Source organism: Sphingomonas silueang (assembly GCF_040049155.1).
Taxonomy (GTDB): Bacteria; Pseudomonadota; Alphaproteobacteria; order Sphingomonadales; family Sphingomonadaceae; genus Sphingomonas; species Sphingomonas silueang.
Window position 1 is genome coordinate 89,207 of sequence record NZ_JBDZDK010000011.1, and the last position, 21,518, is coordinate 110,724.

Genomic DNA, 21,518 nt, shown 5'->3' on the forward strand with positions numbered 1-21,518 from the left:
AATGAAGCACGGTCCGCGTCAGAAGTCGACCGCGATGCCCTTGTGCGTCCAGTCGCCGTAGCGGGTGGGGCTGAGGCCCAGCGGGTCGTCATGGTCGTCCTTTGCCGGCAGCGGCTCGGGCGTCGGCACCGGCGGCGACTTGGAGAGATGCGCGGGCGGCTTCACATGTGCGGGGCGCGTGCCCATAGGGGAGTCCTTCCGGTTCGGTCGCACCCAGACTTGGCCGTGGAACGACAGGATTCAAGTGACCGATCGCAACCTATTCCCGAACGGGGCGCGCTGAGATGGCCCGCCCCCGCCTTGCCCCCGAACCGCCCGGCGTGCCCGCGCGCCGCGCCGCGCTGCGCCTGCTCGACGCCGTGCTGCGGCGCGGACTGCCGCTGGAGGCGGCGCTGGCGTCGGCCACCGCCGATCTCGACCGGCGCGAGGATCGCGGGCTGGCGCATGCGATCGCCGCCGCCGTGCTGCGCCGCCTGCCCGATCTCGACGCGCTGATCGACAGCGCGACGCAGCGCCCGCTGCCCGACGACGCCAAGGCGCGCTTTGCGCTGCGGATCGCGCTGGGACAGGCGCTGGTGCTGAACACGCCGCCGCATGCGGCGATCGCGACGGTGCTGCCGCTGGTCGACGGCGGTCCGCGCAAGCTGGTCCACGGCGTGTTCGGCACGCTGATGCGCGGCAACGCCCGCCTGCCCGATACGGCGGCGCTACCCGCCGATACCGACGCGCGCTGGGTCGCCAACTGGGGCGAGGACATGGTGATCGCGGCGCAGGCGGCGATCGCCGAACAGCCCCCGCTCGACCTGTCGCTGAAGGGCGCGGATGGGCCGGAGGGGCTGACGCTCGCGCCGCACCATCGGCGATTGCGCGATGCTGCGCCGATCCCCGGGCTGCCGGGCTATGCCGAGGGAGCGTGGTGGGTGCAGGATCTCGCCGCGTCGATCCCGGCGCGGCTGCTGGGCGAGGGGCCGGGTACCGCGCTCGACCTGTGCGCCGCGCCGGGCGGCAAGACGCTGCAACTGGCTGCGGCGGGGTGGGACGTGACCGCGCTCGATTCGTCGGCGGCGCGGCTCGCCCGGCTGGAGGAGAATCTGGCACGCACCGGATTGTCGGCGAAGGTCGTCACCGGCGACGCGCTGGTGTGGAAGCCCGTGGCACCCGCCGATGCGGTGCTGCTCGACGCGCCGTGCAGCGCGACCGGCATCTTCCGCCGCCACCCCGACGTGCTTCACCGCGTCCGCCCGTCGGTGATCGCCGAGGCGGCGGCGTTGCAGGCGCGGCTGCTGGCGCGCGCCGCCGACTGGGTGAAGCCCGGCGGGCGGCTGGTCTATGCCACCTGCTCGCTCGAACCCGCCGAGGGGGAGGCGCAGCTCGACCGGTTCCTGGGGGCGCGGGGCGACTTCGCGGTCGAACCGGCGCGGGCGGAGGAACTGCCGGACGGGGTCGTCCCCCATCCGCGCGGCCATGTGCGGACGTTGCCGGGGACGCTGGCGGAGGTCGGCGGGATGGACGGGTTCTTCATCGTCCGGCTGAAACGGCAAGGGTAGGTTAGAAGATTGGTTCGCGCGGAGGCGCGGAGGCGTTGCGCACGGGGCAAGCGGTTCGCGTTCGGGAGACGCTGCGCCCGGCGCGACGAGGATCAAGGCCGCTGACGCGGCATGGCCTTGCCTCCGGCGCAACCGCTTCGCGTCTCCGCGCCTTCGCGTGAACCGACCTTCTTTCTTCTTCGCCCGCCCCACGCCCGACGCCCACAAACCTTGCCGCCCCCCGCCACCATGCTAGGACGCTATCCCATGCAAGCCGTTCGTATCGCTCCCTCGATCCTTTCCGCCGACTTCGCCAGACTGGGCGAGGAAGTGCGCGCCATCGACGAGGCCGGGGCCGACTGGATCCATGTCGACGTGATGGACGGGCATTTCGTGCCCAACCTGACCATCGGGCCGATGGTGGTGAAGGCGCTGCGCCCGCATTCGGCCAAGCCGTTCGACGTGCACCTGATGGTGACGCCGGTCGATCCGCTGATCGACGCCTTTGCGGAAGCCGGGGCCGACATCCTCTCGGTCCATCCCGAATCGGGGCCGCACCTCCACCGCACGCTCCAGCGGATCAAGGCCCTGGGCAAGCGCGCGGGCGTGGTGCTCAACCCCGGCACCCCGGTCGAGATCGTCGATCCCATCATCGACCTCGTCGACCTGCTGCTGGTCATGAGCGTCAATCCCGGCTTCGGCGGACAGAAGTTCATCGACAGCCAGCTGACCAAGATCGAGGGCCTGCGCCGCCGGATCGACGCGACCGGGCGGGCGATCGACCTGCAGGTCGACGGCGGCATCGACCGCGCGACCGCGCCCAAGGCGATCGCCGCCGGGGCCGACTGCCTCGTGGCGGGGACCGCGACCTTCACCGGCGGTCCGACCGCCTATGCCGCGAACATCGCCGCCCTGCGCGGCGCATGACCGGCGAGCCGCCGATCGACGGGCCGCGCGACGGGATCGAGGTCGGCAAGCGGCTGGTGCGGCAGGGCGGCGGCACCGGCCTGTCGCTGTCGGAACGGGTGCGCGATAAGCTGCAACGCCTCGCGTGGCGCACCCCGCTCCACCGGTTGCGGCTGAAGGGGCGGCATCCGCTGAAGCTGATCGCGGTCGCCGACGATCCGTTCCTCGGCGATCTGGCACGCGGCGCGGCGCTGCTCGACGGACGGCTGATGTTCCGCGGCGAATCGCTGCCGCTCGACCGGCTGGAGCTCAACCGCCCCAAATTCTCGCGCAGCTTCGCCGGGCATCTCCACGGCTTCGGCTGGCTGCGCGACCTCTCCAGCGTCGCGCCGCGGGTGACCGCGGTACCGATCGCCGAGACGATCATGCGCCAGTGGCTGGCCGACCATGGCGAGCGCATCGCCGAACCGGCGTGGGAGGCGGAGACGTGCGGGCGGCGGATGCTGTCGTGGATCGCGCACGCCCCGCTGATCCTGTCGTCGACCGATCTCGTCTATCGCTCGCAGGTGCTGCACGCGATCGCCCGCACCGCGCGCCATCTGGACGGCGAGGCGGCGAAGGCCCCGCCCGGACTGGCGGCGATCGTCGCATGGTCGGGCGTGGTCGCGGGTGGCCTCGTCATCCCCGGCGGCGATCCGCGCCGTGCCTTCGGCGAGGCGGGGCTGGAGCGCGCGCTGACGACCGGGGTGTTCGACGACGGCGGGCTGGTCGGGCGCTCCCCGGCCGACCAGTTGCAGGCGGTGATGACGCTGGCGTCGTTGCGCGAAATCTATGCCGCGCGGCGGCTCGACCTGCCCGAGCCGGTCGCGGCGACGCTGACGATCATGGTCGCGGCGCTCTTGGGGGTCTGCCATGGCGAGGGCGGGCTGTCATCGTGGCAGGGGGCCGGGCCGGTGGACGGCGAACGCATCGCCGACGTGATCGCCGCGACGGGCGTCCGCACCCGCCCGTTACGCCATGCGGGCGACTGGGGCTATCAGCGGCTGGCGGCGGGGCGCACCGTGCTGATCGTCGATGCCGCCCCGCCCCCGCCGCCCCGCGCCGCGCGCGAGGGCTGCGCCTCGACGCTGGCGTTCGAGCTGTCGGACGGCGGACAGCGGATCGTGGTGAACTGCGGCGGTGCGGGGGTGGCGGCGCTGACCCTGTCCGCCGAACTGCGCCGCGCGCTGCGCTCGACCGCCGCGCATTCGACGCTGGTGCTGGCCGACACCAATTCGACCGCGATCCTGAACGATGCCACGCTCGGCAAGGGCGTCGGCACGGTCGACATGGTGCGGCAGGAAAGCGACGCGATCAGTCGGGTCGAGGCCGCCCATGACGGCTATGCCCGGCGGCTGGGCTTCCTCCACCGCCGGGTACTGAGCTTGAGCGCCGACGGGCGCGACGTGCAGGGCGAGGACATGCTGATCCCCACCGGTCGCCGCACGCGCCGGGGCGACACGCCGTTCGTCGTGCGTTTCCACCTCGCCCCCGGCATCGCGATCGAGGGCGGCGCGGACGATCAGGCGGCGCTGCTGCGCCTGCCCGACGGCCCGGTGTGGCATTTCCGTGCGAAGGGCGCGACGCTCTCGGTCGAGGAAAGCCTCTGGATCGGCGCGGACGGGCTGCCGGCGGGTACGTTCCAGCTGGTGCTGTCGGGCACGACGCCGCCGGGCGGGCACGACCTGTCGTGGCGGTTCCACCGCGGGCGGTAGCGGCCCGCAGTATTCGACGCTATGCTATGCCGGACTTGAGGCAACGGATCGAACGCCATGGCGCACCGCACTTCCGTCACCATCGACGATCATTTCGACGGTTTCATCCGCGACCAGATTTCGGCCGGGCGCTACGGATCGGCCAGCGATGTCGTGCGTGCGGGATTGCGCCTGCTTGAAGCGCACGAGGACAAGGTCGAGGCGCTGCGCGAGGCTTTGCGGCAGGGCGAGGCTTCCGGCGAGCCGCAACCGTTCGATCTCGCAGCGTTCAAGGCCGGCCAACGTCGGAAGCTCGAAGCGCGTTGAAGCGACTGCTGCTAACCCCGGCGGCACGGGACGATCTGGCGGCGATCTGGAATTACAGCGAAAGCCGTTGGGACGCGGATCAGCCGGACCGCTACGTCGAGACGATTGTCCATAGTTGCGACAGACTCGTGCAAGGGCGACTGCCCGGTTGCGCCGTCGACGTCCGTCCGGGCTATCGAAAGCAGCGCGCCGGATCGCACATGATCCATTATCGCGACGAGGCGGACCGCATCGAGGTCATCCGTATCCTGCACATGCGACAGGACGTCAGCCTGCATCTGTAGCCCCCTTGCCCTCCCCCGCCATTCGCGCGAAAGGGCGCGCCCATGGAAAACGTCACCGCGCAGCGCGCGCTTCTCTCGGTCTCGGACAAGACCGGCATCGTCGATCTCGCCACCGCGCTTGCGGGCCATGGCGTCGAGCTGGTCTCGACCGGGGGCACCGCCGCCGCGCTGCGGGATGCGGGCCTGACCGTACGCGATATTTCCGACCTGACCGGCTTCCCGGAGATGATGGACGGGCGGGTCAAGACGCTGCACCCGGTGGTCCACGGCGGGCTGCTGGCGGTGCGCGACAATCCCGAGCATGTCGCGTCGATGGACGAACACGGCATCGGCGCGATCGATATCGTGGTGGTGAACCTCTATCCGTTCGAGGCGACGGTGGCCAAGGGCGCCGACCGCGACACCATCATCGAGAATATCGACATCGGCGGGCCGTCGATGGTCCGCTCGGCGGCCAAGAACCATGATGCGGTCGCGATCGTCACCGACCCCGCCGACTATGCCGCGCTGATCGCCGAGCTGGCCGAAACCGGCGGCGCGACCACGCTGGCCACCCGCCGCCGCTTCGCCGCCAAGGCCTATGCCGCCACCGCCGCCTATGATTCGGCGATCGCCCAGTGGTTCGCCTTTGCGGACCAGGGGCAGGCGTTCCCCGACACGCTGCCGCTCGCCTTCACCCGCGGCGCCGAGTTGCGCTATGGCGAGAATCCGCACCAGTCGGCGTCGCTCTATATCCCGCGCGGCCCCGCCGCACGCGGCATCGCGCAGGCGGAGCAGGTGCAGGGCAAGGCGCTGAGCTACAACAACTACAACGACGCCGACGCCGCGCTGGAGCTGGTCAGCGAGTTCCGCGACGGGCCGCCGACCGTGGTGATCGTCAAGCACGCCAACCCGTGCGGCGTCGCCACCGGCGAGACGCTGATCGAGGCGTACCAGGCGGCGCTGGCGTGCGACAGCGTGTCGGCGTTCGGCGGGATCATCGCGGTCAACCGTCCGCTGGACGGCGAGACCGCGCGCGCGATCAGCGGCATCTTTACCGAGGTCGTGGCGGCCCCGTCCGCCGATGACGAGGCCAAGGCGGTGTTCGCCGCCAAGAAGAACCTGCGCCTGCTGCTGACCGGCGACCTGCCCGATCCGGCGCGCGCGGGGCTGACGGTCAAGAGCATCGCGGGCGGGCTGCTGGTCCAGTCGCGCGACGCGGGCAATCTGTCGCAGGTCGAGTTGCAGGTCGTGACGCAGCGCCAGCCGACGCCGCAGGAACTGGCCGACTGCCGCTTCGCATGGATCGTCGCCAAGCACGTCAAGTCGAACGCGATCGTCTATGCCAAGGACGGGGCGACGGCGGGGATCGGCGCGGGGCAGATGAACCGGCTGGAATCGGCGCGCATCGCCGCGTGGAAGGCGAAGGACGCCGCCGACAAGGCGGGCTGGGACGCACCGCGCACCATCGGTTCGGCGGTCGCGTCGGACGCCTTCTTCCCCTTCGCCGACGGGCTGCTGGCGGCGGTCGAGGCGGGGGCGACGGCGGTGATCCAGCCGGGCGGGTCGATCCGCGACGCGGAGGTGATCGCCGCCGCCGACGAGGCGGGCCTCGCGATGGTGTTCACCGGCATGCGCCACTTCCGCCACTGATCGGGCGGCGGCGATGCCGGTCTTTCGCGACTCCACCTATGCCGCCTTCCTGTTCGACATGGACGGGACGCTGCTCAATTCCGATGCGGTGGTCGAGCGGGTGTGGCGGCGGTGGTGCGCGCGGCACGGGATCGACGCCGACGCGCTGATCGCGGTGTGCCACGGCGTGCGCAGCGAGGATACGGTGCGCCGCTTCGCCACGCCGGGGATGGACGTGGGCGTCGAGACGGCGTGGCTCAACGCCGCCGAACTGGCCGATACCGACGGCATCGTCGCGATCGACGGCATTCATGCGTTCATCGGCGCGCTGGCCCCCGGCGACTGGGCGATCGTCACCTCCGCGCCGCGCAACCTCGCCGAGGTCCGGCTGCGCGCGATCGGCCTGCCGGTGCCGGACGTGTTCGTCACCGCCGGGGATGTGACGGCGGGCAAGCCCGACCCGCAGGGCTTCCGCCTCGCCGCCGAACGGCTGGGCGTGTCGCCCGGGGACTGCCTCGTGTTCGAGGATTCCTCGGCGGGCGTCGCGGCGGGCAAGGCGGCGGGGGCCGCCGTCGCCGTCGTCGGGAACCGCGTGCGCCCGGACGCGGGCGACCATGCGATCACCGACTATCGCTGATCGTCACGCGCCATAGCGCTGCGCGATCCGCTCGGGCCGCTGGGGAATCGGCACGTCGGGATCGAGATGGACGAGGGTCGCGCCGCTCCGGCGCAACGCCGCGGCGACGGCGGGCCAGCGATCCGCGGAAATCGCGAAATACAGCGTGGTCCCGCGCATCCGCCCCGCCGGGATGGTCGCGGCGACCCGCTGCACCACCGCCACCAGATTGTCGTCCGACAGCGTGGCGAACGCCGCCCCCCGGCCGGTCGGGTCGGTCATCTCCTCGCGCAGCCATGACTCCGATACCGCATAATCGGGTGCGTCCGGCTTGCGCAGCACCGTGGACGACGCGCTGCGATCGTTGCCGAAGCGCCGCGCGATCGCCTCGCGCAGATACGCATGCCAGCTTCCCTGATCGTTGATCGCCGGGCGGCGGAGCGGGGCGAGGAATGCCGCCTTTTCCGCCGCCTCGGCCGCCAGTTGCCACTTGCGGACCCGACAGCCCTCCCGGCCCGCCCGCGCCCATGCCCCGGCATCGGCGAACGATGCCGCGCCGTCCGACAGGCGGATATTCAGGTCGACGGTGCGCGCCTTGCGGACATAGCCCGATTCGGGAATGACGATCGGCAGGACGATCCGCGATCCGTCCGCCGAAAAGCGGGGCTCCCTACGCCAGTCGATCGAACTGACCGAATGCGGCAGCGCATCGACGTAGAAGGCGGGGAGCATGTCGGCCAGCGCCAGCCGCCGCATGACCCGGCCGTCCGGCCCATAGAGCACCACCGCGTTCGGGCCGTAGCCGGTGCCGTGCCAGTCGTCGAACGTCGCGGCATAGCGCGCATCGTCGCGCACGATCGCCTGCACCGGTGCCACCCCGTTCGGGATCGGGCGGTCCCACACCGCCTGCCACCGACCGCCCGACAGCCGTTCGACGCGGGCGCGCGCCGCCTTGGCGCCATCCTCCCGCTGGCCGGGTCCGGCCTTGCCGTCGACCATGTCCTCGAAATAGGCGAGCTGGCTGTCGAGATCGCGCGGGGTCACGATCATCCGCGCCCGCCCGTTCGCCGAGACATAGGTTTCGACGGTCGGCAGCGCCCAGCTGTCGGCGCAGGACGGCTCGGCCCCTGCCGACAATAGCAGCGCCGCCGCCAGCACCGTCGCCATCGATCGCAGCATGCCCGCCTCCCCCGCCCGTTTCGGCGCAGGATGCAGGCTTCCCGCGCAACCGGCAAGCTCAGCCGTGCACTGCCACGATCGCGGACACCACCGTCTGGATCAGCTGCTGCCGCTCCGGCACGGGCCGGGCGGTGTCGCCGATCATCACCGCGACGGCATAGGCCTTGCCGTCGGGCGCGGTGATGATGCCGATGTCGTTGAACCCGGCGGTGCGCCCGCCCAGATCCTGCCCCGTGCCGGTCTTGTGCGCCACGCTCCACCCCGGCGGCAGCGCGGCACGGATGCGGGCGCGGCCGGTACGGGTATGGGCCATGGTGTCGAGCAGCCACGCGGTCGACTGCTGCGACAACAGCATGCCGTGGTGCAGCCGGGCCAGCGCATCGGCGATCGCGCCCGCACCCGCGCCGTCGGGCGGATCGGCGACATAGGCCTGATAGGCGGCGCGGCGGACATTGGGGTCGAGCCGCGCACGGGCGACGGCGAAGTTGTTGCCCTGCGAATACTCCTGCTTCCACGGCAGCCCCGCGGTCTTCGCCTGGAGCAGCCGCTCGCCGGGGCCGAAGCGGATGTTGCCCAGCCCCTTCGCCGCGATGAAGTCGCGCACCGCCACCGGCCCGCCCGCCAGGTTCAGCAACTTGTCGTTGGCGGTATTGTCGCTCATCGTCAGCGCGCGGCGCAGCAGGTCGGCGACGGTGGTGCGGAACACCCCGTCCTTCATCAGATAGGCGATCGGCTGGTGGAACAGCGTCAGGTCGCTGCGCGTGACCGTGACCGGCGTGGTCAGCGCCAGCCGCCCCTCGTCGACGGCGTTCATCACGGTCATCGCGACCCACAGCTTGCTGACCGACTGCTGCGGCATGCGCCGGTCCATCGCATGGCCGACGACCCAGCCCTCGTCGATGCTGCGCACCGCGATGCCGACATTGCCCTGGAACCCGCCGCCCAGCGCGTTGATCGCCTGTACCAGCGCCGCCGGGGCGGGCCGGGTCGGCGCGGGCAGCGGCACCGCCACCGCATAGCGCTGCGTCCCCGCCTGCGCCTCGGGCGGGAGATGGCGCGTGGCGATGCCGATGCCGCCCGCCGCCAGCAACCCCGCCGCGACCAGCACGCCGCGCGACCGGACCAAATTCTTCATGCCTGCACTCATCTCACCCCGCTGCCACGATCATGGTCGGCGATCGGTGAACGGGGAAGCGCAAGCGGCGGCGCTTGCGATGAAACCCCCGATTCAGGCGACGAACCGCAGCACTCAGGGAACCAATATGGTGTCGACCGCCTCCGCCGCCGTGTCGGGATAGTCGAGCGTATAGTGCAGCCCGCGGCTTTCCCTGCGATGCAGCGCCGATCGCACGATCAGGTCGGCGCATTGCAGCAGGTTGCGCAGTTCGATCAGGTCGGGCGTCACGCGGAAATGGCCATAGTAATCCGCCACCTCCTCGCCCAGCATCGCGATGCGGTGGCGGGCGCGCTCCAGCCGCTTGGTGGTGCGCACGATGCCGACGTAATTCCACATGAACCGGCGGATTTCGGTCCAGTTCTGCTTGATGACGACCTCTTCGTCCGAATCGGCGACGCGGCTTTCGTCCCAGGCCCGAATCGCGGGTGGCGGCGGCAGGTCGGCCCAGCGGCGTGCGATGTCGCGCGCCGCCGCCTCGCCGAACACGAAACATTCGAGCAGCGAGTTGGACGCCAGCCGGTTCGCGCCGTGCAGCCCGGATTGCGACACCTCGCCCACCGCATAGAGGCCGGGCAGGTCGGTGCGCCCGTCGCGGTCGATCACCACCCCGCCGCAGGTGTAATGCTGTGCCGGTACGACCGGGATGCCCTGCCGCGTCATGTCGATGCCGAGGCCGAGCAGCTTGTCGTGGATGTTGGGGAAATGCCCCCGCACGAAATCGGGGTCCATATGGCTGATGTCGAGATGGACGTAATCGAGCCCGAAGCGCTTGATCTCCGCATCGATCGCGCGGGCGACGATATCGCGCGGGGCCAGTTCGGCGCGCGGGTCGTAATAGGGCATGAAGTTCTTGCCCGTGGTCGGGTTCATCAGCTTGCCGCCCTCGCCCCGGACGGCCTCGGTAATCAGGAAGTTCTTGACCTCGAGATTGTAGAGGCAGGTCGGGTGGAACTGCATGAACTCCATGTTCGACACCCGGCACCCGGCGCGCCACGCCATCGCGATGCCGTCGCCGGTCGCGCCGCGCGGCGCGGTGCTGAACAGATAGGTCCGCCCCGCCCCGCCCGTCGCGAGGATCGTGGCGCGCGCGGTGTAGAGCTCCACCCGGTCGGTCGCGCGGTTGAAGGCGTATGCGCCCCAGACGTTGCCCGCGCCCGAATAGCGCTGCTCGTGGCGGCTGGTGGCAAGGTCCACCGCCACCATGTCGGGCAGCAGGGTGATGTTGGGATGCGCCCGCGCCGCACGGATCAGCGCCTCCTGCACCGCCCAGCCGGTCGCATCGTCGACATGGACGATGCGGCGGTGCGAATGACCGCCCTCGCGCGTCAGGTGCAGCGCCTCGCCGTCCATGTTGAACGGCACGCCGAGCTTCGCCAGCCGTTCGATGGCGGCGGGGGCCTCCTCGACGACGAACTCGACGGTCGCGCGGTCGTTCAGGCCCGCGCCCGCGACCATCGTGTCCTCGACATGATTGTCGAAGGTGTCGCCGGGTTCGAGCACCGCCGCGATCCCGCCCTGCGCCCAGGCGGTCGACCCCTCGTTCAACGCGCCCTTGGCCAGCACCGTCACCCGGAAACGGTCGGCGAGGTTCAGCGCGGCGGTGAGCCCGGCGGCACCCGATCCGATGATGAGGATGTCGGATTGCTGGGCGTCGTTGGGCAAGGGTCTCTCCGGGACAGGACTTCCCCCCGCCTACGCGCGATTGCCTTGGCCAGACAAGCGCCGACGTGGGAGCGGGCGGGCGTGCCGGGCGTTATGCTGCCGTCCTGCACTTGCAAGGGGCCTGCAATCGCAAGGGGAATGTCCGGTGCCGCTGTCCCTCGCCCTCGCCGCGCTGGCGACCCCCGATGCGGCGGCGTTCATCCGCCGCGAACTGGGGCTGGTGCGCTATCGCACCGCCGCGGTCGATCTGAACGGCGACGGCGCGCCCGAACGGCTGGTGCTGGCGCAGGATCGCGCGGCGTGCGGGAGCGGCGGATGCGTGCTGTACGTGCTGACGCCCGCCCGGCGCGGCGGATTCCGGATCGTCACGCGCATGACGGTGGCGCGCGCCCCGGTGCGGGTGCTGGCGACCACGACGCGCGGCTGGCGCGACCTGGGGGTGACGGTGGCGGGCGGCGGGGTGCCGCGTCCCTATGTCGCACGGTTGCGCTTCGACGGGCGGCGCTATCCGACCAATCCGACCGTCGCGCCCGCGACGATGCTCCGGCGTCCGACCGGGCGGATCGTGCTCGAATAGGCCCGAGCGACAATCGACAGCGCCGTGGGTGGAATCGCTCCCCTTGTCGTACCCCGGCGAAGGCCGGGCCCCAGTTGGGCGACGTTGGCAAGGTACGGAAAGACCATCGCAACTGGACCCCGGCCTTCGCCGGGGTACGGATAGCTTCTGGTCAGGCGCGCGAATTTCGCAGAGGACTCCTGGCAGGGGCGGGAGACGCTGAACCCCTTGATGGTCGATCCGTCCTTGCCGCTATTTCGCGGGCGGCGCGACCGGCAGCGGCACCGCCGGATCGAGCGGGATCGCGATGCGCTTCGCCCGTTCCGCCCTCGACGGGCCGCCCTTCACCCCGCGCACGATATCGCCGATCAGCCGACCGACGTCCTTGTACTCGCCCGGCTCCTCGCAGCAGCTGCCCGGATCGATCAGCTTGCCGACCGCGCGGATCGCGAACACCCCGCCGCCGATGATGTCCACGCCGGTGGTGCATCCCTGCGACAGCGTGGCGCAGGGCGGCGCGCTGGCGGCGATCGCGCCGCGCCCGTCGGCGTTCGGATTGGAGGCGAGCGGCCGGTCGGGCGGACCGCGCTCGGACGGGAGCGGCAGGCGGGGATCGCGCGCGCCCTCGCCGCAGACGATGAGTTCGTCGTCCTGCGCATGGCGGCGCTGCGAGGCGCAGGGATCGACGAGGATCGAGATGCGCTGCGGGGGGCCGGGCAGCGGCGACGCGGCGGTCTGGCCGAGCAGGAGCAGCAGTGCGAGCATCGGATCTCCTGACGACGGGGCAGATGCATCCAAGCATGCGCCGCGCCGCGGGTAAAGCGCTTGCCGTGGCGGCCGGGCGCGCTAGCCTGCACCCATGCTGCTGACCTCGCTCCTCCTGCTCGCCGCGCCCCTTCCCGCCCCCTCGCCGCGCGACCGGGCGCGGGCAGAGGCGGTGCTCAGGCGCGCACCGATCATCGACGGGCACAACGACCTGCCGTGGGAATTGCGCGACCATCACGCCGCGGCGGTGGAGGCGGTGGACCTGACCGCCGACACCAGCCGGATCGATCCGCCGCTCCAGACCGATCTCGCGCGCATGGCGAAGGGCCATGTCGGCGGGCAATTCTGGTCGGTATGGATTCCGGCGAGCATCACCGGCCCGGCGGCGGTCGAGACGACGATCGAGCAGATCGATATCGTCCGGCGGATGATCGCGGCGAACCCCGCGCGCATGGCGCTGGCGCGGGACGCCGCCGACATGGGCCGCATCGCGCGCAGCGGGCGGATCGCCTCGCTGATCGGCGTGGAGGGCGGGCACCAGATCGACGGGCGGCTGTCGGTGCTCCGGCAGTACCATGCGCTCGGCGTGCGCTACATGACGTTGACCCACGGCAAGAGCGTCGGCTGGGCCGACAGCTCGACCGATGCCCCGCAGGCGAACGGGCTGACCGGTTTCGGGCGACAGGTGGTCGCGGAGATGAACCGGCTGGGGATGCTGGTCGACGTGTCGCACGTGTCCGATGCGACGATGGCGGCGGTGCTGGCGGTGACGAAGGCGCCGGTGATCGCGTCGCACTCCAACGCGCGCGCCGTGGCGGACCGGCCGCGCAACATTCCCGATGCGCTGCTTGGCGGTATCGGGCGGAACGGCGGGGTGGTGATGGTCAACGCCTATCCCGCCTTCCTGTCGGGCGCGTGGAACGACTGGGACAATAGCCGCAGCGCCTTCGCCAAGGCACAGGGGCTGCCGACCAACCTCTACGGCGCCCGCGCGCCCGAGGCGCTGCGTGCATGGGAGGCGGCGCACCCCGCCCCACGCGTGACGGCGGCGACGATGGCGGACCATGTCGAGCATGTCGCCCGGATCGCGGGCAAGGCGCATGTCGGGATCGGCGGCGATTACGACGGCATCTCCGGCACCGGGCCGGAGGGGATGCAGGGCGTCGACGGCTATCCGCTGCTGTTCGCCGAACTGGCGCGCCGCGGGTGGAGCGACGCCGATCTGGCGGCGCTGGCGCAGGGCAATATCCTGCGCGTGCTGGCGCAGGCGGAGACGGTCGCGCGGTCGATGGCGGGCCGCAAGCCGGTGGATGCGACGTGGCGACCGTAAGGCTGGCCTATCCCATCCGTACCCCCGCGCAGGCGGGGGCCCAGAGCCGAGCCATGCAGCGATAGCGATCGGCACCCTGGCCCCCCGCCTGCGCGGGGGTACGTGCTATTGGGGCCGTTTCCCGGCGATCAGTCGCGCAGCAGGTCGTTGATGCTGGTCTTGCTGCGGGTCTGCGCATCCACCCGCTTGACGATCACCGCGCAGTAGAGCGCAGGCTTGCCGTCGCCGCCCCCGATCGAACCGGGCACCACCACCGCATAGGGCGGCACCTCGCCCCGGAATACCTCGCCGGTCGCGCGGTCGATGATCCTGGTCGAGGCACCCAGATACACGCCCATCGAGAGCACCGCACCCTCGCCCACGCGCACGCCCTCGGCCACCTCGGCGCGCGCGCCGATGAACGCGCCGTCGCCGATGATGACCGGATCGGCCTGCAGCGGCTCGAGCACGCCGCCGATGCCCGCCCCGCCCGAGAGGTGGACGTTCCGCCCGATCTGGGCGCACGAGCCGACCGTCGCCCAGGTATCGACCATCGTCCCCTCGCCGACGTACGCGCCAATGTTGACGAAGCTCGGCATCAGGATCGCGCCCTTGCCGATGAACGCTCCGCGCCGCACGATGCTGCCCGGCACCGCGCGGAAGCCCGCCTCGCGGAAACGATGCTCGCCCCAGCCGGTGAACTTGCCCGGCACCTTGTCGAACCAGTTGGTGCCGCCCGGACCGTCCATGATCGCATTGTCGTTGAGGCGGAACGACAGCAGCACCGCCTTCTTGAGCCACTGGTTCACCTGCCAGCCGCCCTCGACCGGCTCGGCGACGCGCGCCTCGCCCGAATCGAGCAGCGCCAGCGCGGCGTCCACCGCCTCGCGCACCTCGCCCTGGGTGTGGACGGTCAGGTCGGCGCGGGCATCCCACGCTGCGTCGATCCGGGCGGCAAGGTCGGTCATGATTCCTCCACGAAGCGTAGCCACGCGACAAGGTCGTGCGTGGTGTAATCGATATGGCTGTGGTCCGCGACCGGCCCCTGTTCGGACCCGTTGTCGACCCACAGCGTCGTCATCCCTGCCGCCTTGGCGGGCACGAGGTTGCGCGCCATGTCCTCGGCGAACAGCGCCGTATGCGGGTCGATCTCCCATGCCGCGCACAGCCCTTCATAGGCGCGGACGTGCGGCTTGGGGTGATAGGCGGTGGCGTGGATGTCGTGGATCCCGGCGAAACTGTCCGACAGGCCGAGCTTTTCCAGCACCCGCCCGGCATAGTCGATATCGCCGTTGGTGAAGATCAGCTTGCGCCCCGGCAGGCGGGCAAGCAGGCGCGGCAGATCGGGATCGGGCACCAGCGGCGACAGGTCGATGTCGTGAACGAAGTTCAGGAAATGGTGCGGATCGACCTGATGCTCGGTCATCAGCCCCGACAGGCTGGTGCCGTGCGCGTGGAAGTGCATCTTCTGCACCCGGCGCGCTTCCTGCGGATCGCAGTCGAGCAGCCGGCAGATATACTGGCCCATGCGCGCCTCGATCTCGGCGAACAGGTCGCACGACGCCGGGTACAGCGTGTTGTCGAGGTCGAAGATCCAGTCACGGACATGGGCAAGCGCGGGCAGCATCGGGTGCGGCCTGTAGGCGGGTGCAGGCCAGGCGGCAAGCACCTGATCCTCCCCGGCACGGGGAGGGGGACCGTCGCCGAAGGCGATGGTGGAGGGGGGTGTCGGCAGACGCAACGGTTGCTATCGCGGACAGCCCCCTCCACCAGCCTGCGGCTGGTCCCCCTCCCCGTGCCGGGGAGGATCGTTCAGGCCGCCTCGGTCTCCTCGATCCAGCCGCCGCCGAGCACCCGTTCACCCGCGTACAGCACCGCCGCCTGCCCCGGCGCCACGCCATATTCGGGCGCGTCGAACATCAGCCGGTCGCCTTCCAGCCGCGCCGCCACCGGCCTCGCCATCGAGCGCACCTTGGCGGTGAGCGGCCCGACATGATCGCCGCCGATCCAGTTGATGCCCGACAACCTTGCCGCACCCACCGCCAGCGCGCGCCGCGGGCCGACCACCAGCCGCTTCGTCGCAGGCTCCAGCCGCACGACATAAAGCGGTTCGGCAAGGCCGCCGATCTCCAGCCCGCGCCGCTGCCCCACGGTATAGCCGACCAGCCCGCCGTGCGTACCCAGCACCCGCCCTTCCAGATCGACGATCTCGCCGCCCTCGTTCGCCTCGGGGCGCAGCTTGCGCACGAGGCCCGCATAGTCGCCGTCGGGCACGAAGCAGATGTCCTGGCTGTCGGGCTTCCCCGCGACGGCAAAGCCGATCTCGGCGGCGATCTCGCGCACGCGGGCCTTGGGCAGCGCCCCCAGCGGGAAGCGCAGGAACTCCAGCTGGTCCTGGGTCGTTGCGAACAGGAAGTAACTCTGGTCGCGTGCCGGATCGGCCGCGCGATGCAGTTCGGCCCCTTGCGGCCCGACCTCCCGCCGGATATAATGTCCGGTGGCGAGGCAATCCGCGCCCAGGTCGCGCGCAAGCGCGAACAGGTCGGTGAACTTCGGCCCCATGTTGCATTTGACACACGGAATCGGGGTCCGCCCCGCCAGATAGGAGTCGGCGAAATCGTCGATCACGCTTTCGCGGAAGCTGGACTCGTGATCGAACACATAATGCGCAATTCCCAGCCGGTCGCAGACCGCGCGCGCATCCCGAATATCGCGACCTGCGCAACAGGATCCGGCCCGTCCGACCGCCGCGCCATGGTCGTAGAGTTGCAGGGTGACACCGATGGTTTCCGCACCGCTGGCATGGGCCAGCGCGGCCACGACCGAACTGTCCACCCCGCCCGACATGGCGACGACGATACGCCGACGTTCGAGCGGCGCGGCGAGCTGAAAATCCACATAATCCATGATCGCGGCAGATAGGCGTTTGCCGCAAAGGTTGCAAAAGCCGACCCGATTTCATTTACCGGACCTTCAGCGTTGGTCGCGCATAGCGATCATCCCAATGGATGCAGAGGGATGCACGCTTGGATCTGAGTTTCGCCCGGTACGATCGCGGCACCGCCGTCACCACCCTGCCCACCGATCTCGCGGTGCTGCTGGCGGCGGTGGCGGGGCGGCAGGCCGCGACGCAGACCGCGCGGATGCAGACCCGGCTGGCGTGGCAACGGGCGCCCGTCTCGCTGCTGCATCCCGCGGACGGGGCGTTCGACGGCTGGACCGCGGCGCTGCTGGCGGCATCCGTCGCACCGTGGAACCCGCCCGTCGCACCGGCGGCGGCGGGGGGGATGCGGAGCAAGACGATGTTTACCTAAGTCTTTTATACCATCTTCGAGGGCGTTAGCTTGTGCGGCGCCATCCGGTTTCATCGGGGGGAATGCCCCGCCTGAGGTCCAGTATGATTGAGAACCAGAAGATCCGTCCGGCAAAAGTGATCGGCCCGCTCGGCGAACCGCTGACGATCGATTCGCTGCCGCCCGCCGACACCACCCGCTGGGTCGTGCGGCGCAAGGCGGAGGTGGTCGCCGCGGTGAACGGCGGGCTGCTGAGCGTCGACGACGTCTGCCGGCGCTACAATCTGTCGGCCGAGGAATTCGCGAGCTGGCAGCGCGCGGTCGACCGCTCGGGCATGCCGGGGCTGCGCGTCACCCGCATCCAGCATTATCGCTCGCTCTACGAACGGCAGCAGCAGAAATATTGAGACATAATTGAAGGTCCGTTCAAAACGGAAGTGGAACCACCCCGCCTGTCAAGAGTCTTTCCCTCAGTACGCCCGGGACGAAGAAATTCCGGGTGGGGACATCAAGATGGAGGGACGGACTATGGGAATCATCATCTGGCTCGTCGTCGGTGGCATTGTCGGCTGGCTGGCGAGCATCATCATGCGCACCGATGCGCAGCAGGGTATCTTCCTGAACGTCGTCGTCGGCATCGTCGGTGCGGTGATCGCCGGTTTCGTGACCGGGGCGAACATCAACAACGGCATCACCGTGACGAGCTTCCTCTATTCGCTGGTCGGCGCGATCGTGCTGCTGGCGATCGTGAACCTCGTGCGTCGCGGTTCGGTGCGCTAAACGCACCCTGCCAATTCAAGGCAACCGACGGGCCGTCCCATCCGGGGCGGCCCGTTGCGTTTGGATCAGCCGCCGGTCAGTTCGTCGAGCGTCGCACGCATCACCGCACGCACCCCTTCCGGAGCATAGTCGATCCGGCTGCCCCCGGTCCCGGCCAGCCCCAGTCCGAGCAGCTTGGTCCCGAAGCCGCGACGCGCGGGCGCAGTGACGGGCGGACCGCCGACCTCGCGCCATTCCAGCGTCAGCACCTCGTCCTCGACCGCCCAGGCCAGCGTCACCTGCCCGGTCGCATTCGACAGCGCACCGTATTTCAGCGCATTGGTGCCCAGTTCGTGGAGGATCAGCGCCAGCCCCAGCGCCGCGCGCGCGCCCAGCGCCACCTCCGGCCCGGTCAGCACGATGCGGTCGTCGCAGCCGAATACCGCGATCACCTGCCGCACGGTCGCGCGCAGGTCCGCGCCGACCCAGTTGCGGTCGACCAGCACGTCATGCGCCACGCCCAGCGCCTGTAACCGCTTCTCGAACGATTCGAGCGGCGCGCGGTCGACGAGGCCGCGCAGCGTCTGCGACGCGATCGCCTGCACCATCGACAGCGTGTTCTTCAGCCGGTGCGCCAGTTCATGGACCAGCAGGCTCTGCTGGATCTCCGCCTCGACCTGGGTCACGCCGACCTCGACCCGGTCGGCGACCTTGCGCAGGAACACCAGTTCCTCCGGCGTCCAGCGGCGGGGGGCGGTGTCGTGCACCATGAAGATCGCCGCGATCCGCCCGTCGCGGCGCACCGGCATCTTGACCAGCGCGCCGACGTGCAGCGCGTCCATCATCTCCTGCAACGCGCTGCTGCGCGGATCGGCGCGGACATCCTCGATCACCACCGCCGTGCCGTTGGCCATCGGATCGCACAGCGGGCCGAAGTCCGCGAAGCGATGCCGCCCGGCGACGCTGCGCGCGCCCCCGCTCGTCCAGTCCGGCCCGACGTCGATATGGGTCAGCGCGGCATCGACCCGGCCGAAGGCGGCGCGGGTGACGCCCAGCGTCTCGCCCACCAGCGCGCAGGCGACATGGGTCACATCGGCGATGCTGTGGCAGTCGCGCAGCGCATCGCCCAGCTGGATCAGCGCCGCCTGGCGCGAGGCCGCGGCCAGTTCGTCGGTGGTATCGTGCAGGATCACCCCGAAGCGGTCATCCTCGATCCGGAAGCAGCGCCCGCGAAACCAGCGCCCGCGCGTCACCGCCCGGTGGACGAAACCGACCGGGACGCCGTTGTCCAGCAACCGTTCGAGATCCTGGGTCCAGTGCGCGGGCGCATTGGGATCGAGCGCGCGCCCGGTCCCCGCGAGCATCGTCGCCCGGTCGAACCCCGACAGCGCGAACCACGCCGGATTGGCATCGAGATAGCGCCAGTCGACCACCCGCCCGGCATCGTCGCGCAGCACCTCGCCCAGCGCGAAGCCGTCGCCCATATTCTCGAACAGCTGCTGCCAGCGCCGCTCCTCGCTCGACAGCTGCCGTTCGGCGGCGGCGATGCGGGTCAGCGCGGCATCGCGTTCGGCCAGCGAACGGCGCAGCTCCAGCGTCGTCACCACCTGTCGCGCGAGGCGGAGCAGCGTGTCCTGCTGCTCGGCATCCAGCCCTTCCGGGCGCGGCACCACGTCGAGCACGCACAGCGTACCGATGACGGTCGCATCGCCGAGCCGCAGCGGCACCCCGGCGTAGAAGCGCACCGCCGGGCCGCCGGTCACGATCGGATTGTCGCGGGTCCGGGGATCACTGCCCAGATCGGGGATGACCAGCAGGTCGGGCACGTCGAGCGCATGGACGCACAGCGCATGCTCGATCGCCGTGCCGCTGAGGTCGGTGCCCGCGCGCGCGACGAAACGCTGCTCGTCGGTATCGAGGACGGTGACGAGCGCCACCGGCGCGGCGCAGGCGCGCGCCGCCAGCCGGACGAGATCGTCGAGCGCGGGATCGCCGCCGACGCTGCGCAGACGATAGGCGTCGATGACCGCCAGTCGTCGCTGCTGCCCCTCCACGTCGCTCGTCGCCCCCATGCCGCCGCCACCTTCAGGCCTGTCCCGACCCGGCAAGCCCCGACCTAGCAAGGACCGCCGACGCACACAAGGGTCGCGCCATGTTTGGCACGACCCTTGCTTTTACCTGTTCCGGGTAATGATTATGCCGATTCGGTCGATCGCGCGCGGGCGGCGAAACTCTTGCGCAGCTTCTGGAGCTTGGGCGGGATCACCGCGAGGCAATAGGGGTTCCGCTGCCCTTCGCCCTCCCAATATTCCTGGTGATAGTCCTCCGCCGGATACCAGGTCGTCAGCGGTTCGATCGTGGTGACGATCCTGCCCCGCCCCTCGCCCGCGCGTTCGATGCCAGCGCGTGCTGCGGTCTCCTGCGCGGCATCGTGCGGGAAGATCGCCGAGCGATATTGCGTGCCGACGTCGTTGCCCTGGCGGTTGAGCTGCGTCGGGTCGTGCGTGGCGAAGAAGATGTCGAGCAGGTCGTCATAGCGCACGACCTGCGGATCGAAGGTCACGCGAATCGCCTCGGCATGGCCGGTGTCGCCGCCGCATACCTGCTTGTAGGTCGGATGCTCGGTCGTGCCGCCGATATAGCCGCTTTCGACCCGCTCGACGCCGATCACGTCGCGGAACACCGCCTCGGTGCACCAGAAACAACCGCCCGCGAACGTCGCAACTTCGGTAGCCATGGGGTAATCTCCTTCGTACAGGGATCGACATAGGCGCTGGGTGCGCCGGTGCAACCGCAAGGGACGAGACGGACGATGGGCAAGGTTCTGGTGACGGGCGGCGCGGGCTATATCGGCAGCCATGCGGTATTGGCGCTGCTGGATGCCGGGCACGACGTGGTCGTGGTCGACAATCTCGTCACCGGCTTCGACTGGGCGGTGGACCGGCGCGCGGCGCTGGTGGTGGCCGACATCGCCGACGATGTCGCGATGCGCGCCGCGCTGCGCGAGCATGACGTCCATGCGATCCTGCACTTCGCCGGATCGGTGGTGGTGCCCGAATCGGTCAGCGACCCGCTTAAATATTATCGCAACAACACCGCCGCCTCGCGCAGCCTGATCGAGAGCGCGGTGGCGGAAGGGGTGAAGCATTTCATCTTCTCGTCCACCGCCGCCACCTATGGCATCCCCGAGGTCGTGCCGGTGCGCGAGGATGCGCCCAAGCGCCCGATCAACCCGTACGGCATGTCGAAGCTGATGACCGAGTTCATGCTGGCCGATGTCGTCGCCGCGCATCCGATGAACTATGCGGCACTCCGCTACTTCAACGTCGCCGGGGCCGATCCGCAGGGCCGCACCGGCCAGTCGACGGCGGGCGCCACCCATCTCATCAAGGTCGCGGTCGAGGCGGCGACCGGCAAGCGCGGCCATGTCGGCGTCTACGGCACCGACTTCGCCACGCCCGACGGCACCGGGGTGCGCGACTATATCCATGTGAGCGACCTCGCCGACGCGCATGTCCATGCGCTCGACCTGCTGATGGCCGATCCGGGGCGCAGCCATACGCTGAACGCAGGCTATGGCCGGGGCTATTCGGTGCTGGAGGTGCTCGATGCGGTCGACCGCGTGACCAACCACACCATCGAGCGGCGTCTGGAAGGGCGGCGCGCGGGCGATCCCGACGCGCTGGTCGCCGACAACAGTGCGATCCTCGCCACGCTGCCGTGGCGGCCGCAGCATGCCGATCTCGACAAGATCGTCCGCGACGCGCTGGCATGGGAACGCGCGCTTGCCGAACGGGCGCGGTGAAATCCTTGGC

23 protein-coding genes are annotated in these 21,518 nt (G+C 70.3%); 13 read left to right on the forward strand and 10 right to left on the reverse strand.

Annotated features, from left to right (window positions below):
* Positions 1-18: 18 nt before the first annotated feature.
* Positions 19-186, reverse strand: a complete 168-nt coding sequence (locus tag ABLE43_RS12335; protein WP_348978734.1) for a DUF1674 domain-containing protein — start codon at positions 184-186, stop codon at positions 19-21.
* 98 nt (positions 187-284) lie between these two features.
* On the opposite strand from ABLE43_RS12335, the gene ABLE43_RS12340 reads away from it, so the two are divergent.
* From ABLE43_RS12340 to ABLE43_RS12370, 7 genes are all read left to right on the forward strand, one after another.
* Entirely contained in the window at positions 285-1,547 is a 1,263-nt protein-coding gene (locus tag ABLE43_RS12340; protein WP_348978735.1) for an RsmB/NOP family class I SAM-dependent RNA methyltransferase, read from the forward strand.
* Between the two features lie 246 nt (positions 1,548-1,793).
* The gene (gene rpe, locus ABLE43_RS12345) at positions 1,794-2,453 is read left to right on the forward strand and encodes a ribulose-phosphate 3-epimerase (RefSeq protein WP_348978736.1); all 660 of its coding nucleotides are present in this window, start codon (positions 1,794-1,796) and stop codon (positions 2,451-2,453) included.
* Positions 2,450-4,186: a heparinase II/III family protein gene (locus tag ABLE43_RS12350; RefSeq protein ID WP_348978737.1), complete on the forward strand. Its 1,737-nt coding sequence runs from the start codon at positions 2,450-2,452 to the stop codon at positions 4,184-4,186. The genes rpe and ABLE43_RS12350 overlap by 4 nt, the downstream gene beginning before the upstream one ends.
* A gap of 57 nt (positions 4,187-4,243) precedes the next feature.
* Complete coding sequence (locus tag ABLE43_RS12355; protein WP_348978738.1) at positions 4,244-4,492, forward strand: type II toxin-antitoxin system ParD family antitoxin; 249 nt, start codon at positions 4,244-4,246, stop codon at positions 4,490-4,492.
* Positions 4,489-4,776: a type II toxin-antitoxin system RelE/ParE family toxin gene (locus ABLE43_RS12360; RefSeq protein WP_348978739.1), complete on the forward strand. Its 288-nt coding sequence runs from the start codon at positions 4,489-4,491 to the stop codon at positions 4,774-4,776. The genes ABLE43_RS12355 and ABLE43_RS12360 overlap by 4 nt, the downstream gene beginning before the upstream one ends.
* A gap of 42 nt (positions 4,777-4,818) precedes the next feature.
* On the forward strand, positions 4,819-6,408 hold the full coding sequence (gene purH, locus ABLE43_RS12365) for a bifunctional phosphoribosylaminoimidazolecarboxamide formyltransferase/IMP cyclohydrolase (protein ID WP_348978740.1): 1,590 nt from the start codon (positions 4,819-4,821) through the stop codon (positions 6,406-6,408).
* A gap of 13 nt (positions 6,409-6,421) precedes the next feature.
* A complete protein-coding gene (locus tag ABLE43_RS12370; RefSeq protein ID WP_348978741.1) occupies positions 6,422-7,024 on the forward strand; it encodes an HAD-IA family hydrolase in 603 nt (200 codons plus the stop codon).
* A gap of 3 nt (positions 7,025-7,027) precedes the next feature.
* Here the strand turns inward: ABLE43_RS12370 and ABLE43_RS12375 are convergent, their stop codons facing one another.
* From ABLE43_RS12375 to nadB, 3 genes are all read right to left on the reverse strand, one after another.
* Complete coding sequence (locus tag ABLE43_RS12375; RefSeq protein ID WP_348978742.1) at positions 7,028-8,182, reverse strand: hypothetical protein; 1,155 nt, start codon at positions 8,180-8,182, stop codon at positions 7,028-7,030.
* A 58-nt stretch (positions 8,183-8,240) separates the two neighbouring features.
* Positions 8,241-9,317: a class A beta-lactamase gene (gene bla / locus ABLE43_RS12380; RefSeq protein WP_348978743.1), complete on the reverse strand. Its 1,077-nt coding sequence runs from the start codon at positions 9,315-9,317 to the stop codon at positions 8,241-8,243.
* A gap of 114 nt (positions 9,318-9,431) precedes the next feature.
* A complete protein-coding gene (nadB, locus tag ABLE43_RS12385) occupies positions 9,432-11,021 on the reverse strand; it encodes an L-aspartate oxidase (RefSeq protein WP_348978744.1) in 1,590 nt (529 codons plus the stop codon).
* A 145-nt stretch (positions 11,022-11,166) separates the two neighbouring features.
* Here nadB and ABLE43_RS12390 point away from each other — a divergent pair, with 145 nt between their 5' ends.
* Entirely contained in the window at positions 11,167-11,598 is a 432-nt protein-coding gene (locus ABLE43_RS12390; RefSeq protein WP_348978745.1) for a hypothetical protein, read from the forward strand.
* A gap of 231 nt (positions 11,599-11,829) precedes the next feature.
* Here the strand turns inward: ABLE43_RS12390 and ABLE43_RS12395 are convergent, their stop codons facing one another.
* Complete coding sequence (locus ABLE43_RS12395; RefSeq protein ID WP_348978746.1) at positions 11,830-12,342, reverse strand: hypothetical protein; 513 nt, start codon at positions 12,340-12,342, stop codon at positions 11,830-11,832.
* A gap of 94 nt (positions 12,343-12,436) precedes the next feature.
* Here ABLE43_RS12395 and ABLE43_RS12400 point away from each other — a divergent pair, with 94 nt between their 5' ends.
* Positions 12,437-13,672, forward strand: coding sequence for a dipeptidase (locus ABLE43_RS12400; RefSeq protein ID WP_348978747.1), 1,236 nt, complete (start codon positions 12,437-12,439; stop codon positions 13,670-13,672).
* A gap of 128 nt (positions 13,673-13,800) precedes the next feature.
* On the opposite strand, the gene dapD is transcribed toward ABLE43_RS12400, so the two are convergent.
* The 3 genes from dapD to mnmA all read right to left on the reverse strand — a co-directional run bounded on the left by dapD (position 13,801) and on the right by mnmA (position 16,558).
* The gene (dapD, locus tag ABLE43_RS12405) at positions 13,801-14,619 is read right to left on the reverse strand and encodes a 2,3,4,5-tetrahydropyridine-2,6-dicarboxylate N-succinyltransferase (protein WP_348978748.1); all 819 of its coding nucleotides are present in this window, start codon (positions 14,617-14,619) and stop codon (positions 13,801-13,803) included.
* Entirely contained in the window at positions 14,616-15,278 is a 663-nt protein-coding gene (locus ABLE43_RS12410) for a pyrimidine 5'-nucleotidase (RefSeq protein WP_348978749.1), read from the reverse strand. The genes dapD and ABLE43_RS12410 overlap by 4 nt, the downstream gene beginning before the upstream one ends.
* Positions 15,279-15,463: 185 nt before the next feature.
* The gene (mnmA, locus tag ABLE43_RS12415) at positions 15,464-16,558 is read right to left on the reverse strand and encodes a tRNA 2-thiouridine(34) synthase MnmA (RefSeq protein ID WP_348978750.1); all 1,095 of its coding nucleotides are present in this window, start codon (positions 16,556-16,558) and stop codon (positions 15,464-15,466) included.
* Between the two features lie 119 nt (positions 16,559-16,677).
* On the opposite strand from mnmA, the gene ABLE43_RS12420 reads away from it, so the two are divergent.
* The 3 genes from ABLE43_RS12420 to ABLE43_RS12430 all read left to right on the forward strand — a co-directional run bounded on the left by ABLE43_RS12420 (position 16,678) and on the right by ABLE43_RS12430 (position 17,724).
* Complete coding sequence (locus ABLE43_RS12420; RefSeq protein ID WP_348978751.1) at positions 16,678-16,965, forward strand: hypothetical protein; 288 nt, start codon at positions 16,678-16,680, stop codon at positions 16,963-16,965.
* Positions 16,966-17,048: 83 nt separating this feature from the next.
* Positions 17,049-17,351, forward strand: coding sequence for a CtrA inhibitor SciP (gene sciP / locus ABLE43_RS12425; RefSeq protein ID WP_348978752.1), 303 nt, complete (start codon positions 17,049-17,051; stop codon positions 17,349-17,351).
* 121 nt (positions 17,352-17,472) lie between these two features.
* Complete coding sequence (locus ABLE43_RS12430; protein WP_348978753.1) at positions 17,473-17,724, forward strand: GlsB/YeaQ/YmgE family stress response membrane protein; 252 nt, start codon at positions 17,473-17,475, stop codon at positions 17,722-17,724.
* Between the two features lie 65 nt (positions 17,725-17,789).
* Here ABLE43_RS12430 and ABLE43_RS12435 read toward each other — a convergent pair whose 3' ends face one another.
* Both ABLE43_RS12435 and msrA read right to left on the reverse strand, forming a co-directional pair.
* The gene (locus ABLE43_RS12435) at positions 17,790-19,775 is read right to left on the reverse strand and encodes a GAF domain-containing protein (RefSeq protein ID WP_348978754.1); all 1,986 of its coding nucleotides are present in this window, start codon (positions 19,773-19,775) and stop codon (positions 17,790-17,792) included.
* Positions 19,776-19,897: 122 nt separating this feature from the next.
* Entirely contained in the window at positions 19,898-20,440 is a 543-nt protein-coding gene (msrA, locus tag ABLE43_RS12440; RefSeq protein ID WP_348978755.1) for a peptide-methionine (S)-S-oxide reductase MsrA, read from the reverse strand.
* Between the two features lie 75 nt (positions 20,441-20,515).
* On the opposite strand from msrA, the gene galE reads away from it, so the two are divergent.
* Positions 20,516-21,508, forward strand: a complete 993-nt coding sequence (galE, locus tag ABLE43_RS12445) for a UDP-glucose 4-epimerase GalE (protein ID WP_348978756.1) — start codon at positions 20,516-20,518, stop codon at positions 21,506-21,508.
* Positions 21,509-21,518 lie beyond the last annotated feature (10 nt).

Bases quoted from the DNA above. Each gene is read 5' to 3' on its own strand.
- ABLE43_RS12375 (WP_348978742.1), bottom strand. From the start codon at position 8,182: ATGCTGCGATCGATGGCGACGGTGCTGGCGGCGGCGCTGCTATTGTCG.
- ABLE43_RS12335 (WP_348978734.1), bottom strand. From the start codon at position 186: ATGGGCACGCGCCCCGCACATGTGAAGCCGCCCGCGCATCTCTCCAAG.
- ABLE43_RS12350 (WP_348978737.1), top strand. From the start codon at position 2,450: ATGACCGGCGAGCCGCCGATCGACGGGCCGCGCGACGGGATCGAGGTC.
- ABLE43_RS12430 (WP_348978753.1), top strand. From the start codon at position 17,473: ATGGGAATCATCATCTGGCTCGTCGTCGGTGGCATTGTCGGCTGGCTG.
- rpe (WP_348978736.1), top strand. From the start codon at position 1,794: ATGCAAGCCGTTCGTATCGCTCCCTCGATCCTTTCCGCCGACTTCGCC.
- bla (WP_348978743.1), bottom strand. From the start codon at position 9,317: ATGAAGAATTTGGTCCGGTCGCGCGGCGTGCTGGTCGCGGCGGGGTTG.
- msrA (WP_348978755.1), bottom strand. From the start codon at position 20,440: ATGGCTACCGAAGTTGCGACGTTCGCGGGCGGTTGTTTCTGGTGCACC.
- ABLE43_RS12435 (WP_348978754.1), bottom strand. From the start codon at position 19,775: ATGGGGGCGACGAGCGACGTGGAGGGGCAGCAGCGACGACTGGCGGTC.
- galE (WP_348978756.1), top strand. From the start codon at position 20,516: ATGGGCAAGGTTCTGGTGACGGGCGGCGCGGGCTATATCGGCAGCCAT.
- mnmA (WP_348978750.1), bottom strand. From the start codon at position 16,558: ATGGATTATGTGGATTTTCAGCTCGCCGCGCCGCTCGAACGTCGGCGT.
- ABLE43_RS12395 (WP_348978746.1), bottom strand. From the start codon at position 12,342: ATGCTCGCACTGCTGCTCCTGCTCGGCCAGACCGCCGCGTCGCCGCTG.
- ABLE43_RS12400 (WP_348978747.1), top strand. From the start codon at position 12,437: ATGCTGCTGACCTCGCTCCTCCTGCTCGCCGCGCCCCTTCCCGCCCCC.
- sciP (WP_348978752.1), top strand. From the start codon at position 17,049: ATGATTGAGAACCAGAAGATCCGTCCGGCAAAAGTGATCGGCCCGCTC.
- ABLE43_RS12355 (WP_348978738.1), top strand. From the start codon at position 4,244: ATGGCGCACCGCACTTCCGTCACCATCGACGATCATTTCGACGGTTTC.
- ABLE43_RS12370 (WP_348978741.1), top strand. From the start codon at position 6,422: ATGCCGGTCTTTCGCGACTCCACCTATGCCGCCTTCCTGTTCGACATG.
- purH (WP_348978740.1), top strand. From the start codon at position 4,819: ATGGAAAACGTCACCGCGCAGCGCGCGCTTCTCTCGGTCTCGGACAAG.
- dapD (WP_348978748.1), bottom strand. From the start codon at position 14,619: ATGACCGACCTTGCCGCCCGGATCGACGCAGCGTGGGATGCCCGCGCC.
- ABLE43_RS12410 (WP_348978749.1), bottom strand. From the start codon at position 15,278: ATGCTGCCCGCGCTTGCCCATGTCCGTGACTGGATCTTCGACCTCGAC.
- ABLE43_RS12340 (WP_348978735.1), top strand. From the start codon at position 285: ATGGCCCGCCCCCGCCTTGCCCCCGAACCGCCCGGCGTGCCCGCGCGC.